14 protein-coding genes are annotated in these 14933 nt (G+C 44.0%); all 14 read right to left on the reverse strand.

Features of this window, described 5'->3' with window-relative positions; genetic code table 11:
* Positions 1–81: 81 nt before the first annotated feature.
* Positions 82–843 (reverse strand): helix-turn-helix domain-containing protein, encoded by a 762-nt coding sequence (locus ACWQAU_RS08810; protein ID WP_027821745.1) that lies wholly within the window; start codon positions 841–843, stop codon positions 82–84.
* A 330-nt stretch (positions 844–1173) separates the two neighbouring features.
* Positions 1174–1458 carry a TfoX/Sxy family protein gene (locus ACWQAU_RS08815; RefSeq protein WP_003642314.1) on the reverse strand — a complete coding sequence of 95 codons (285 nt, stop codon included), beginning with the start codon at positions 1456–1458 and terminating at the stop codon, positions 1174–1176.
* A gap of 3 nt (positions 1459–1461) precedes the next feature.
* A complete protein-coding gene (locus ACWQAU_RS08820; protein WP_015380918.1) occupies positions 1462–2790 on the reverse strand; it encodes a sensor histidine kinase in 1329 nt (442 codons plus the stop codon).
* Positions 2791–2999: 209 nt separating this feature from the next.
* A complete protein-coding gene (locus ACWQAU_RS08825; protein WP_027821744.1) occupies positions 3000–4487 on the reverse strand; it encodes an Ig-like domain-containing protein in 1488 nt (495 codons plus the stop codon).
* Complete coding sequence (locus ACWQAU_RS08830) at positions 4480–4905, reverse strand: cell surface protein (protein ID WP_011102025.1); 426 nt, start codon at positions 4903–4905, stop codon at positions 4480–4482. The genes ACWQAU_RS08825 and ACWQAU_RS08830 overlap by 8 nt, the downstream gene beginning before the upstream one ends.
* A gap of 27 nt (positions 4906–4932) precedes the next feature.
* Positions 4933–5997, reverse strand: a complete 1065-nt coding sequence (locus tag ACWQAU_RS08835; RefSeq protein ID WP_013355919.1) for a DUF916 and DUF3324 domain-containing protein — start codon at positions 5995–5997, stop codon at positions 4933–4935.
* Positions 5998–6053: 56 nt separating this feature from the next.
* Positions 6054–6758 carry a WxL domain-containing protein gene (locus tag ACWQAU_RS08840; protein ID WP_003642319.1) on the reverse strand — a complete coding sequence of 235 codons (705 nt, stop codon included), beginning with the start codon at positions 6756–6758 and terminating at the stop codon, positions 6054–6056.
* A gap of 724 nt (positions 6759–7482) precedes the next feature.
* Positions 7483–8451, reverse strand: coding sequence for a quinone oxidoreductase family protein (locus ACWQAU_RS08845; RefSeq protein WP_027821743.1), 969 nt, complete (start codon positions 8449–8451; stop codon positions 7483–7485).
* A gap of 24 nt (positions 8452–8475) precedes the next feature.
* Complete coding sequence (locus ACWQAU_RS08850; protein WP_013355922.1) at positions 8476–8871, reverse strand: iron-sulfur cluster biosynthesis family protein; 396 nt, start codon at positions 8869–8871, stop codon at positions 8476–8478.
* Between the two features lie 95 nt (positions 8872–8966).
* Positions 8967–9599, reverse strand: a complete 633-nt coding sequence (locus ACWQAU_RS08855) for a GyrI-like domain-containing protein (protein WP_013355923.1) — start codon at positions 9597–9599, stop codon at positions 8967–8969.
* Positions 9600–9779: 180 nt separating this feature from the next.
* Positions 9780–10823, reverse strand: coding sequence for a DUF916 and DUF3324 domain-containing protein (locus ACWQAU_RS08860; RefSeq protein ID WP_027821742.1), 1044 nt, complete (start codon positions 10821–10823; stop codon positions 9780–9782).
* Positions 10824–10895: 72 nt separating this feature from the next.
* A complete protein-coding gene (locus ACWQAU_RS08865; RefSeq protein WP_013355925.1) occupies positions 10896–11504 on the reverse strand; it encodes a WxL domain-containing protein in 609 nt (202 codons plus the stop codon).
* Positions 11501–11872 (reverse strand): cell surface protein, encoded by a 372-nt coding sequence (locus ACWQAU_RS08870; protein ID WP_003642325.1) that lies wholly within the window; start codon positions 11870–11872, stop codon positions 11501–11503. Before ACWQAU_RS08870 ends, ACWQAU_RS08865 begins: the two co-directional genes overlap by 4 nt.
* 176 nt (positions 11873–12048) lie before the next feature.
* Positions 12049–14796: a BspA family leucine-rich repeat surface protein gene (locus tag ACWQAU_RS08875; protein ID WP_027821741.1), complete on the reverse strand. Its 2748-nt coding sequence runs from the start codon at positions 14794–14796 to the stop codon at positions 12049–12051.
* Positions 14797–14933 lie beyond the last annotated feature (137 nt).

Raw genomic sequence — 14933 nt, forward strand, 5'->3', positions numbered from 1 at the left:
AGACATAGTATACCTGCTTTTATGCGAGTAAAACGGGGGTTTGTATTTACGCGAAAAAGGTTATCTTTAAAAATACAAGTACTAATCAGTTCGTGTATTAAGTTGTCGAAATTCTAAGGGCGTTTGACCGGTCTCCTTCTTGAATCGTTTTGAAAAATCGGCGGCATCGTAGAAACAGAGTTCAGCAGCAATGGCTCGAATGGTTAAATCCGTTGCCAACAACATATGCTCAGCTTCCTGAATTTTCTTGGCATTGATGTAATCACGAATCGACATATGCATCTCTTGACTAAACGACCGCCGCACTGACTCAGGATTGCACCGCGCATTGACGTGGGCCAATACCTTTTTCACCGATAATTGATCATGCAGGTGAGCATTGGTATAGTACATCACATCGAGCGTTGACTCTAAATGTGCGTTATAAGCTAATGCGTTCGGTTTGGCAATTGCGGCAAAATCACGAATAATCTGCACAACTAGTGGCTGGTAACGTTCCGTCGTCACGGGTAATTTAACTAACCAACGGTGATAATCATTACGTAGCTTAACAAATTCATAAATCTCAGCACGATTTTGGATTCCCTCAAAAGCTAAGACATCAACCAGCGCACTGAGTTGCAGCTGTTTTTCCTCACTCGATAATTTATTTAATAAATCGCGCGAACGGGTCAGATTTTTCTTAGCAAATTGAATGCCTTCTTCAATCTTACCGGCCCGGTAAAATCGAATAAAATCTCGTTCTAAGTAACCTAATAAGATCAGCCCCTTGGTGGTTGGGTGCTGATCATTATAATCACGCATTTGATGTAAATATTGTACAAATTGTAGTTCTGTCCCCATAATCTGTAACTCCTTTACGTTATTGGTCAAAATTTGTTAACCCAAAAATAATGCTCATTTTAACAGATGTCTAGCAGTAATACTATTTACATTTGCCATCTGATAATTTACAATGCTAACTAATCCCGCTGTACACTAATGATTCTAACAAATATTTTTTATTTAACAATCAATACACAAAAGCGGTTATCCCTCGTAATCTGGGATAACCGCTTTAAAGCAATCATTTTTATGTTAACCAATTCACATAAAGTGAAAAAAGTATGGTCTTAATTATCTAAAAGCTTATCGTTAAATTCTCCGACCAGCGCTCACATTGCCATTCATGAGTTATAGCAATGATCTAAAAAATTGTTTTAAATCTTCGCGAGTTGCCGGTGATAACTGTGGGTAAGCGCAATTCTCAATTGCGCCTTGTAACGAATACAATAATTGAATACAAGCGTGGGGGTTGGCCTTTTTTATGGCAGTAAAAGCGACTTTGCTACCCGTTGACTTTAGCTGTTCGGGTGTCGTAATCGCAACGGCTTGCAATTGTTTGGCTAATGTTGGCCCAATATTAGGTAATGTTGTTAGTAATGCCACCAAATTCAGATCCTTTCGATTCATAATCATAGTTTAATGTTTGATAATGAGCTCTGCAATAAAGTTGCCCTCTTCAATACAATAATTAACAACTAATTGATCTGTAGTTAATTGTTCAATACTACTCAATCCATAACCCAAATGTCCTGGTTTAGTTGTAAATCGACTTTTCTTGATAACTGATAAATCTACCGCTTCATGCGTTGGAATTTGATTTGTAATCGAAAATACCGTTGTGTGAGCATCCCGATTTTTAACAGTTAGCGCCACTTGATGATTCGCTCGGGCAGCAGCATCCGTCGCATTATCCAGCAAATTACCCAAAATCCGCACTACTTTTATCTGTGGAATATCCGCTAACGTGACTTTCTCTAAGATTGTCACCACTAAATGAACGTTCTGACCGTTGGCTGCCTCATATTTTGCATAAATTAGACCACTGACCGTCGGCATATCCAAGCGACTCAAATCACTCAGTCCCGACTGACGATTAAGGGTTACTCTGGCAGGCATTACTTCCGTTGTAAAATAACGCTTTAAGCCGGCCATATCATTGTTCTGAATAAATGCCGACATGCTCAAAAGAATATTCTCATAATCATGTTTAAACAAATGTAAATCACGGTTATGGTGGCTTAATAATTCGTTGTAATTTGAGACTTGTAGCAATAGCTGCGCATCATTCAAGTGACTGTTTTTATTACTAATTAAATACGACCCGATAATGCCAAACGTCACGATAGCCGCAATTGCCATATACGTTTGCGCATTGACTGACCATTCCATCGCAAAAACATACGCAATAATGTAAATAGCAAAAAACAAAATAACTAATAAGTAATCGCTAATATTAACACGCGCCCGTTGCAAGAAATCGGCGGCCGACACTTGTACTAACCAGCGATGCGCTAACATCCCTAAAATAATAATGACCGGCAGCATCATAATCGACGCTAAAAAGAGATTAATATCCGCTGTCGAATGTAGACCTATCGCTTGCCGTAATAACATTGGCGATGCAGATTGGGCTACAGCCTTGGCAATGACACCCATGATCGCCCCTACTAATCGCTTAAGCGCATTCAAAAAGATTGCCACCGGTAACATTAAAATCCACTGGGTGTACAACAACCGAGAACTCATAAAGGTGGTCACACAAACAATCGGGATGATCCAAAAATAAGCCAGAGGGACTTGGGGCCATAAGTTTGAAGCCACTTCCCCCAGGCTCATCGTAATGATAACCAGACTTAGCCAAATGATGGCAATCCGCCAAGTGACATATTCTCTAAAACCAATCATTAAAAACAACATTTCATAACCGCCAGAAATCAACGACAGCGCTAAAAGTACTGCTGACACGCCAACCACCTCATCATATTAATACATTTGTTAGTTCACTTTACTATATCAGAAATACGGCTTCATTAAACCCTTTACTCTATATTGTAAACATAAATTTGCATTAAACTATAATAAAGCCTTTAAAATCTTATTATTAATTATTCATAAAAAAAGACATTGCAAATCGACATACTTTTGCAATATCTTTTAACCACTTATATTAATTTTTAAGGTGTATCCTGTAAGGTCCAATTAATCGTCCCACTGTAACTGTCAATTTGCACACTAGGTTGGACATCCAATAAAATACCCTGACTGCTCGACCAACCACTTGCAGCATTAGTGCTCGTCGTACCCGCGATTTTCTTGCCAGAACTGACTGTTACCGAAGTATTCGTCAGCACCTGTTTGTTCCCCGCGTTCAGATAAATCAGGTTGCCACTCATGGTCCGCGTACTGGATTTCATGGCAGTTGCTGTCGCCCGTAAGTACCACTGTGAACCGGTCTTCCGTGTGTCATTAACAGTGATGTTCCAAGCATTTGTCGGCTGATATAGTGTTTCTTTAAACGGAATCGTCAGGGTGCCAAACGTCAAACTTGCTGGTAATGTGCCCAGACTCAACGTTCCATCCCGCATCGTCACAGTAATTGCCTTAGCATCCGACTTCAGCCCAGAACTGCCTTTCCCATAAATATTGATTGTGGTGCTGCTACCAACGGCTAAACTACTCAACTTGCTCACTAAACTAGTCTCGTTGGCCGCGTAAGTAATTGTGTCAGTCGCACTATCCGGATTTGTCGCAACGATGCCAGCTTGCTTAACTAACCAGGCGACGACCGCGCTATCACTTGTCAGTGAATCTAAGTCACCAGGATATAGATCGACTGCCGTCTTTGAACTGGTAATATTTAGTTTTTTGAGGGTCACCGCTGCGGTCGCCGTCCCCTTATCACCGGTAATCTCATCGACCTCAGTGACGGTGACGTTACTTAAAGTACCGAGTGCAGTCCCAAGATTCAGCGTGTACGTTCCATCGCTTCCGACCGTCGTCGTCACACCATTAACATTACTACTGATCGTATTGCCGGGTGTCCCGGTTCCTTTGATCGTCGTATCAGTCGAATAAAGTGTCCCCGTAATTTTAGGAGATAATGTCTGCGCGTTGAAACGCCCCAGCTGATAGGTACCTTCCTCACCATTCACTGTGATTCGGAAGCCAATATAGATTGGCAACTCACTTTTAATATTTTGAAAATTGACCGATAACGTCTGCGTCTGTTTTGAAGAACTAATCATAATCGAATTGCCACTGCCAAGACTAGTAGGTGTAGCCGTAACTAATGTCGCCCCGGTGTAGCTCCCACTTGCCGGACCAGCCATAATATCAAAATAAGCTTTTGACATCGAGTTACTAGATTTTAAGGTAATCGAACCTGTCATCGTCATTGTAATTTGGGTCGTCTGCCTCGTAATTCGACCATTATCCGCATAGTTAGCGGACACATTGCCTAATGCTGGATACGCTTGCAAACCGTTATCAACATTACTACCAACCGAATTACCACCCGGTACGGCCTGAAAAGTAGCATTAGCTTTCACGTCCGTCATCTTGCTCGTCAAAGTCGCGGCGTTACCCTCTAAGGGCAGCAAATTCAGCAAGCCGAGTATACCGAATACAAGAATTAGTAACCATTTTACTCGTCTGTTACGCATTCCGTTCACCCCCATCTTGCCGTTTTAATATTCGGTACAACGCGCCTGCTAAAACACTAGCTAACAACCCCATCCCACCAAGGATACTGCCAATGACAAGCCGCTCACTCGTTTGGGGCAATTGTTGACCATTGCGTGATTGCCCACGCAACCAGCCATCGATAATTAGTTGTCGGCGGATTGGCTTGCGCTCTGACTGATTTCTCTGACCCTGGGTACCCGGGTCAGCTGGTCTAATAACGTACGGGTGACCACCATCAGGAATCACACGGGCGGGAATAATCCGGTCAGCACTATACTTAGTCTCATAAAACCCCACACTGATCTCAGTGCGACCGTGTGTTGCCGCCCGCACTGGTATTGCCCAGCTCAGCACGAGCATTACCCCTAATATTAATCGCCACCATTTATTCGGCATGGTCCTTCCCCCATTTCACTGACCGAACTAAGCACGCCGCCGCTTTTTGATCCAGAAAAAGATTAATAGACCGATTAATCCAATAATTAACATGCCTAACGCTCCGAATAGAATAAACCAGCCAACGCTCATTCCCGAATTATCAACGGAAGCCTGATTATACTTATCTGCCGCGGCCGTACTGATGACAAAATCTTTATCAAACACCCATCGATGATCGGTATTTTTAGCAACTAGCCGGACATGATACGAACCAGCCTGCAAACGATTGGTCCCTGTCAAAATTGGTACTTTATAAACTGAGTTAGGTGCTAATTGCACATTCTTCTGTGTAAAGTTCTTGATGACCTTGCCACTATTCTTACTCGTTAACCTAGCCGTAATCGTTAGTTTGGGGACGATCACCGCAGTAACGTTGCGTAATTGTGGAAACACCCCTCGCCGATAATTCTGCATGCCCGCCGTAATCGTATCGAGCTTCAATTGTGGTTGTGGCACTATACCAGCAGTATATTTCAGTCCAATCACATACGAATACTGATTGGCAATATTCATGGAACCCTTAACACTTCCGGTGACTTTATTGGCGACCCGTTTAAAATACCAACCGCCTAAAATCACACCGTTCACCGCTTGCTTAGGCATCGTGACCGTCGCCGTTACCACTTTTGACCCGTTTGCGGGTATCGTGATGGTCGTTGGTCCCTGTATTTTAGTGATTTGGTCCATTCGATACTTCAAAGAAGGATCATAACTTTTAGTTGGTGTCACGTACTCGATAATGCCATTGCCGTTCGTATAAGCCGTATGAATCGCCGTTCGAACCTTGATGTCAGCGTTGGTGACGTTATAAATCGTCGTCTGAATCTGTTGCTGTCGGCCACGCGTCATTTTTAAATCAAAATAGGAATTATGTTGATCAATCTGATTATTCGGAATCTTCGCGGCCACGCTAAACCCGATGTCATTGCTTTGCGTGGTTTTACCGCTACTGCTACTTGCGCTACTGGCTGCCAATCCACTAACGCTGCTAACTTGCAGGCCTAAAATTAACGTTCCCACAATGACCATGATTCGCTTCAATAATTGCATCTTCTCGCCCCCATTACTCACATATGTACTTGGGGCGCCGTTCGCCCCGATGACGCTTAATTTGTTGGTAAATCACTCAATGTCCAATTCAGGTTAGCACTATAGGCCTGCGCCTTAACCGTATTAGCCTTAATATTCAGTGTCAACGCCTTTGGATCTAAGCGACTAACAGTTACCCCAGAACCACCGCCCTTATCGGCATTTAAGACGGCACTTGATCCCACCGTACCATTTAAAGCAACTTCGGAAGCCGTGGCAACCGCACCATTGGCCTCCGAGCCGCTGTTGACCACGTCACCTTTTGGTAAACTGAGCGTTGCGCCCTTTGCAGCCGTACCATCCGTTCCTGTTAAATTGGAGCCGGTAACCGTTAATTTCCAGCCGGCATTGGTTCCCCGAACATCAGAAACTTCTACAACCATCTTATCCTGCCATAGCAAAGTATATGAACTAGTTGGGTCAACCTTATATTGTTGATCATTTAAAACGTCCAGCTCATGCGTCCCGTATCCTAACGATTTAGACACAAAAATCAGCGACAGGTCGCCACCTGCTGCCGCCCCGTTGTCACCATCGCCATCAGTACTTGGCACATCAGGATTTGATGGATCAACTGGCGTCACCGTGGACGTACTCTTCGTAAATTCCGCTTTGATATCCGTATTCCCACTACGATTTTCTGCAGCATTGGCAACAATCGGTGTACTACCCGCTAATAATAAAGTTCCTGCCATTAATAAGTGTCCTAACATTGGCTTCATGGTATAAATCCCCCTTTTTCATTTACCAGCGCTTGTTTAGCTTTCATCAACTAAGAACGGTGGTCATTATCAACAATGATTGCTCTCATAACAATTCATAAATTACTGGCACTAAATCACTTGTGACCTCCCCCAATAACCTTGTACGATTGATTAATTAATTTAAATGCCGACTCCTTTGACCACATTTTCATTATATTGGTTGGTCAGTAACAGCGCTAATAATGTATAACGTTAACTATATTTACAAACCCGGATTGTTCGTGTAACCGCTATCAAGCGTGGGTTGCTTGAGATAATTAGGCGAACTTCCTTTAAAGCCGTTCACCAACAATCGATGGCTATCCGAATAAATAAATTCATATCAACAATCTAGTATACGTAGTAAATTAATTATTTTTCTGCCATTGCTTCTGGTGCTGCACCACAAAAAGTCCAACCCTTGCTGACAAGTGTTGGACTTTCGTCATCGATATTCTTTTCAAGCCTGCGTATTACCACAAAGGAATGCCATTAACATTAGTAAAGGTCGCCGTATCGATCACCTTTCGGATTGTTAGCACGCCGGTCCTTTCACAGATAACATTGGTCGCAACTTTAGAAGCACGGGAGCCGACTGTCCAGTCCCCCTGCCAAGTAATCACTTTAAATCACCAAAATTACAATACTATTGTTGACATAGTATTACTGGTTAATTAATCAGGCTTTCAATCGTTATGCTGAATCAACTCGGTAATAACACAAAGCGCTGGTGATGATCCGTGCCTGCTTCCAATTGAGCGTGACACTGAGCGGCATCCTTAAAATATCGCTGGCTGACCTGATCATCCAATAGCAGTCCGGCGCTAAAAGATCGGTTTAAACGACTGGCCGCTTGTGCTAACTGGTCAACCGTTGCATGGCTAATCACAAAACCAGTGATTCGCTGTTGAGACATATAAAACTGGCGAACAGGGAACTCAAATTGGTTATCCTGCGGTGCCGTAATCAATGTCACCTGACCACCCAATCGTAATAACGCCAAATTAATCGCCAGTGGTACGCGTCCCGAGGTATCGATCACATGGTCAAAAGTCCACTGATCCGTCGTTAACTGGTCCACAAACCCCGCGTGATAATCATAACAGGCGGTACTGCCTAACTGCTGACACCGTGCAAAATCTCGTGGTGATGCGGTTATCACAACCGTCACGCCCATTTGATGCGCAAGTTGAATCAGCTTGCGGCCAACGTTGCCCGCGGCACCTTCAATTAGGAGTGTCTGGCCGCGACGAATTTCCATGACGTCGTTAAGTACGATGGCGGCTGTTGCAGCTGAATGGACCGCCGCGACGAGTGGCATGGGCGCCACGCCATCAGGAACGTGATACAAGCGATCAGTTGGCACCGCCACATACTCGGCCGTTGCGCCCATTCGGCCTTCATAGCCCATTGAGTTCGTCCAGACTTGGTCGCCGATTTGAAAGTCCGGTTGCGAACTGGCTACGACCTCACCGACTAAATCACGTCCCGCCACGTGTGGTGCTGCCAGGGCCGTCTTAAACGCCCCACTCCGAACAAACGTATCAACATGATTAACGGCCACCGCCATGACCTTCACTAAGACGGTCGCAGTTGTCGCCACCGGCCGTTGCACGTCAGCAATGCGCAATACATCGGGACTACCAAAATCGTCAAAAATAACTGCCTTCATTATTATGCCTTCTTCATATCGCAATTAACAAGTTAGGTTATCGGCTGGGACGCCCTGTTCAAAAGCAGCTAAAACTTCCGCTCCTTTAGCGATTTGAACGGCATTGTCCAGCATATGAGCATTGTCCTTAATAGCGATCCGCCCCTGATCGTAATCCATCTTAATACCATCGTTAAAGAAAATGAGATCGTATGTGGAGGTCCAAAGCGCGAGGCCTTGATCATTCACCACCGTTACGTTGTATTCGGGGTCCGGCTGGTCAAGTACGATTATCGTAAATTTAGTTCCAATACTGCAAGCACCCCCGTGCAAAGAGTACTTGCCACCACCATCATCCGTCACCAAAACCAATTGCTTCTTATCAAAGCCCTTCGCAACCAATAAAGCTTTCAGCCGATCACTAATCTCTATTTGCGTCATACTATCAGCACCCCTTAATTATAATTTTATATGAGTTAAAATATAATTAAATTATATTCGTGCTTCACGCCCAATGCCAGTCAAAAGTTTTCGCATTAATTCGACGCCACTCGATATCGGAGAATGGTTTTCAGTTTATCAGGTGTCACCCGCCGTGCATCGGATAAATAAATTTCTCGATGAATCTTGCTAGTACGATGCATCCCCTGATTGGCGACCAGTTCATCTATCTTGGCAAAACTCGCGGGTTCATCGTCATAAGCACCCAGGTGCAGAATCTGTGCCACTTGCATTGCGTCGAACTGCTGCACGTTAATTTGTTCAGTTGGCAGTTGTTTCTTAGCTTTAACCGCTGCCAAAGCCGGTGCAATCAGTTCATTGGGAACAAAGTCTGGGACCCGAATCATAATGTCATAACTGAACTCATCTTTGTCAAGATGGTCAAGTTGCTGTCCCTTAATCGTCAATGACCAGACCCCTTCAAGCGGAAAAACAACGTAATCATCAAATTCACACGCCTGTGTTTGCGCATACTGCTTATACGCATGCTTGAGCCCATAAGCAGCTGGATATAACGTTTGCAGGTGCGTCTGAAACTCTGGGCCATTGGGATTCCCTGTTCCATGGATACTCATAAAAGTTTGGGCTGGAATCGTCAACAGTTGGGGTTGCTTCTTAGTAGCATAGGTTGTTTTTTCTTGTTTACGCCATTCATACTTCATCTTCATTCACATCCTTTAAGTTAACTACACTTTCATTATACTTAGAAACAAGCCGCTGCGCATTGCCTGCAAAAAGATAATGAGTAAGTTAGCAAAGGTAAATTTGTATTCATTGCCACCGAACCCACAAAAAAGACTCGGCCAACCTGACCGAGTCCGTTTATAACAGTACTAATGGCTATGAATTTATGATTTATCTTTAAGCCGTTCTTCTAATCGCTTGATCTTTAGCTGCTTGCGATGAATGTACCAAGCAATCAGTAACAACAAGATGACTAGCAGACCGAGGCTGATCCACAACCCCCAGTTAGTATGATGTTCAATCACGGCGGTTTTGTTGAGTTGGTTCGCACGATCACGCGTGATTTCAAAATCTTTGGTGAACGTCCAATGTTGCTTTTTGGACTTCACGGCCAACTTAGCGGTATATTGGCCGGGTTTCAACGCATCCCGGCCAACCCGTAACGGTAAGGCATAAACTGAATTAGGTGCCATCTGACCATGTTCATTGACCTGCTTGTAGCGCACTTTGTTACTACCACGACGATAGATTTGGACATCAGTTTTGACTTGATTCAAGAAAGCGGCCGTTCGATTTTGTAGGGGTAAACTAATTTGGTTATACCCGTTATTTTGCGTCGCATCAATCTTACCCAATGTCAACTTGTTCTTGGTGAGCGCGTGGTCACCATGCAATACGACCGCCACTGAGTAAGCGTATTGATTCTTAATCGCCATTGCGCTCTTACTCTGTTGTTTGGCGGCCTTTTTTAAGAAACTCAGTCCACCAACGACAACACCATCATACTTCTGAGCCGGCATTTTCACCTTAAAAGTCACGATCTTACTGGTTCCCTTAGCAAGGGTAATCTTATTCGCCGCCGTCGTAATCAGTTGACTAGCATCAGCTGGCAAATCAATGTTCTTGCCATCAGCCGTTGCCTGATACTCAACCACCCCATTGGGATTAGTTGTCGCCGGTACAATTGCCGTATGCACGGTGATTTCCTGGGTACTTGTGTTCGTCACTTTCACTGCCAAAGTGGTTGTTTGGCTAGACTTTAGTTTCAAATCATAGTATGAAACAGCCTTATCGATTTGATATTTGGAAGCCACCGGTGCGACCTCAAAACCGACTGTGTTAGCCGAACCCGTTCGTCCCCAGCTTAGACTAACTAATCCGACTAGCAAACCAATTCCTAACTGCCACCATCTCTTTGTTAACATCATTTCTCCCCCTAATCATGATTCGGAAAAATGACATTACCCCCTACTAGCCATTATTTTTCCGATCAATACTTATTAGCTATTCGCTGGTGCAGTATTCAAGCTCCAAGTTAACGTTGTACTATAACTTCCCGTAGCTCGTGCCGTAGTCTTAGGAACCATTAGTTGTGACTTAGCAATATCAGCCACGTTCTTACCATTCCCCTTACCCACAGCGGCGGTCATCAAAACCTTGTCACTATTGAGTGTATCTAGCGCAACACCGGTATTGGCCGTTGCGTCCGCACCAGTCGTCGATGCATTTGAATCCAAAACACCATTCAATGTTAGAATCGCACCCGTCAATTCTTTATTAGCAACCGCTTTGTCGTTTTTAAAAACGTCATTTTGCTTCACACGTAAATCCCAACCAGCAGCCGTTCCCCGTAAGTCCACAACGGATACCGCCGCTGACTTATTCGTGTTGTCATAGTTATCGTCTTTGTTAGCTGCGGTGATTTGGTTGGTACCAAAGTCAAGACTAGCACCAGCTAAGTCCGTATCACCATTATCAATAGTGATGTCGCCCCCAGTGAAACCAACTGTCCCATTAGACGTTTGTGGCGTATCGGCCGCACTCGCGGTCAAACCTGATGTTGCAATCAATGCTGCTGAGAATAAAAGTCCTAATAATGTTTTTTTCATGATAATGAACTCCTTTTTTTTAGATAGTTAACCAATTGCCAACCAATTAAAACGACCAATAACCCAATACCACCAATGAAAGCACTCAGCCACCATTGTTCACTCGTTTGTGGTAACCACCCCGGGTTCTGATGATGAACAGCTTGACTAGCATTCGGCTGATGCACAATCGAATGACTCGACTTTGACGCTTCAGTCACCTGTAACTGATTAGCGCCAGTGTCTGAGTTCGATGACTCAGCCTGGCCGTCGAAACGAATCGTTGCTGGGCTCTCAGCCGTACTAGCCACACCAATAATCGGTGCTGACAACCACCCCCAACAAAGTAGGGTACTAATGGCAATTGTGATGAACCCCAAACGCTTCATCAACACCACTCCTCCTCTATATCATTATTTGCGGCATAACTAAAACCAACCCTGGCCGAAACCAATCATTAAGCTAGAATAGTTATTGTGGTACATTGTAAATATACATAACTAACTTACTAACAACAATCAAGCAGTCTTACAAATTTTATGTTACCTAACCATTATTTTTTTCATCATCGATTAGGAACCCCTTGATTAAGCGTCCAAGTGACCGTCGCCTGATACGTATCCGTCAAGGCACGATCGGTTGGCACTTGTAACGATAGTGCCCCAAGTGCCGTTTTCTGACCAAGGATATTGACGCCTTGGTTCGAAACAGTTTGATGGTTATTGACGATCAACCGTGCCACACCTGGCGTAAGAATTGACTCGCCACCCGTTTGTTGATCCTTATAACTGAGCACAGCCGCTAATGGTCGTGCCGACTGCTTACTAGTGAAGCCTGATGCTGAGAGCGTTGCATTGAGCGACCACGTTGAACCTATTGACCGGCCATCTTGAATAACTAGCCCAGTATCATAGGAGGCACCGTAACTTTCTGATTTACCAGTAATCGGATTCTGACCAAAATTAATGGTCTGCGGTGCTGAGGCAAACATTAGTCCTCCAGGACTGTACATTAATGTAATCGTTTCATCTTTGTCGGTAAAATTCCCTTGAACCCCATCTGGTTGATCTGGCACGTACCCTTCAATCTCAATTGGTTTAATATGATAGGCATCACCAGTTGCACCACTGATTTTCGTGTCGGGTGCCAAGGACTTGCCAGCAGCGTCCACATACTTTACTGTAATCGTGTTGCCAGTGGCCCATTCGAATTCTCCAACAATGGTTTTACCATCGTATTTAGTCATCAAATCAGCCGAAGTATAAACTTTTTTATTATTTAAACTACGCCATTTCCCAATATAAGGTGCCTCACTACTAGGATTTGGCAAGTGCCAACTTTCACTCTTAAAAAAGTTAAAACTGGGGCCCAACAATAGACGTTTAAGCGGCAACTTCGAACTGAAAGCGTTGGTATAAGTTTGCGCACTGTTGGTATTCCAGCCAGTCAAATCTAATTTGTCTAGACTGGTATTTTGGAAAACTGATTCAAAGTTAGTCACTTTGGTCGTATTCCAAGCACCTAGACTCAAGGTTTGTAAACCCGAATCTTCCGCAAATAGCTGTGAAAAATCCGTGGCTGAACTTGTATTCCAGTTTTCAATGGGCAGACTAGTTAACTGGGGGTTGCCGTAAAATACTTGTCCCATGTCAACGACCTTCGCCGTATTCCACTTACCAACTGGCAAATTCTTAACTTGGCTAACTTTGGTAAAGATGCCCCTCATTGTCGTCACATTACCAGTCTGCCAATTATCTACTGATAATGCCGTGACACTACTCATTTCAGAAAAAGTCCCCGCCATATTTTGTACATTCTTCGTATTCCACTTACTAATCGGGAGACTCTTTAACTGACTAACTCTAGAAAAAGTTCCGGCCATATTCGTGACAGTACCAGTCTGCCAATTATCTACTGGTAACGAGGTGAGACTAGTCATGCCCTCAAAAGTATAACCAAGATTGGTGGCACTCTGGGTGTTCCAATTCGCAACCGGTGCAGTTGTTAAACTGGCACAGCCACTGAAGGTTGAATTAAAATCAAAGACTTTGCCGACATTCCAGTTGTCAATCGGCAGCTGGGTCAAGTTAGTATCGCCATAAAATGTGCTCCGTATCGTTTGAACGTTACTTGTATTCCAGTTGTCGAGTGGCAGGGACTTGATATTAGGAAGCTTAGCAAAAGTCCCATCCAACGCAGTGGCCCGACTCGTATCCCAATTAGCGACGTTAATACTTTCCAAGCTAGTATCACCTGAAAAGACTAACTGCATATTAACCACGCGTCCCGTTTGCCACTTATCAATGGGTAAACTCTTAACCTTCGACATTCCTCTAAAAATCGCGGACATGTTCGTTACGACACGGGTGTCCCAATTAGCGATGTCTAATGACGTCAGCGAAGAACAATCCGTAAATGTTCGCATCATCGTCGCCACTTTACTGGTATTCCACTTGCCAACTGGTAACGACGTTAATGAACTGTCACCATTGAAAGTGTCAATTAGATACTGTAATGAATCCGTGTTCCAATTGGCAACATTCAACGTAACTAACTTGGCACAATTTTGAAACGTTCCCTCCATTCTGATGACGCTGCTGACATCCCAACTATTCAAGTCCAACGCGCCTAACTGTGAACAGTTCAAAAATAGCCACGAGATATCCGTTACGCCAGTTAAATTAAGGTTGGCTAGCCCATCAATCGCCGTAACATTAGGTAAGTTAGCAAACAGATATGAATAATTAGTCATAGCAGTTGCCGTTATCTTACCGTCGATGACGATCTTTGAAACTTGGGTCGGTTGATAGCCGTTAGCCGTCAAGGTTTTTACAATCCAACTCCCCGTGGCTGACCCTAGCGATGCACCAAATGACCCACCACTCAAATGCAATGTGCCATTAGTATCTAAGGTCATTTTAACCGTCCCATTGACCATTTCTGCCGCTTTGGTCGTCGCCGTTTCTGATGTTTGATTATTTTTAGCGTTTTCCAGTATTGTACTGCCACTGCTATTGCCACTACTGATACCACTGCTACTGGTACTACTGCCTGATGTTAAATCCGACTGCTTGTCAGGTCCCGAACTTTCCTGGGCCTCAGGTGACACTTGTGGTGCCGAGTTGTTTGCCTCATCTTGCAACGTCAATTTCGAAGCAGAAAAAACACTGCTAGTCGATGGCATTTTTTGATCAACACTCAATTGTGCGCGGGGAACCGCCCGAATAACTGTCCGTGATCCACGATATCCAACCACAACTAGCGCTAGTGCCAGTCCCAGGCCGCCCCGATACCATAATTGCCGGTGTTGCATGCCTATCGCTCCCTTCACATAGATAGTATTTTAACATCTCTTGACGTTAATTATCTTACATTATTTTCAGTTTGTGACGTTCAGAAAAAGACTTACAATTTTACAGATATCCGAATATTAAATTTTTATCACCGTGA

The organism is Lactiplantibacillus sp. 3062 (genome assembly GCF_055413545.1).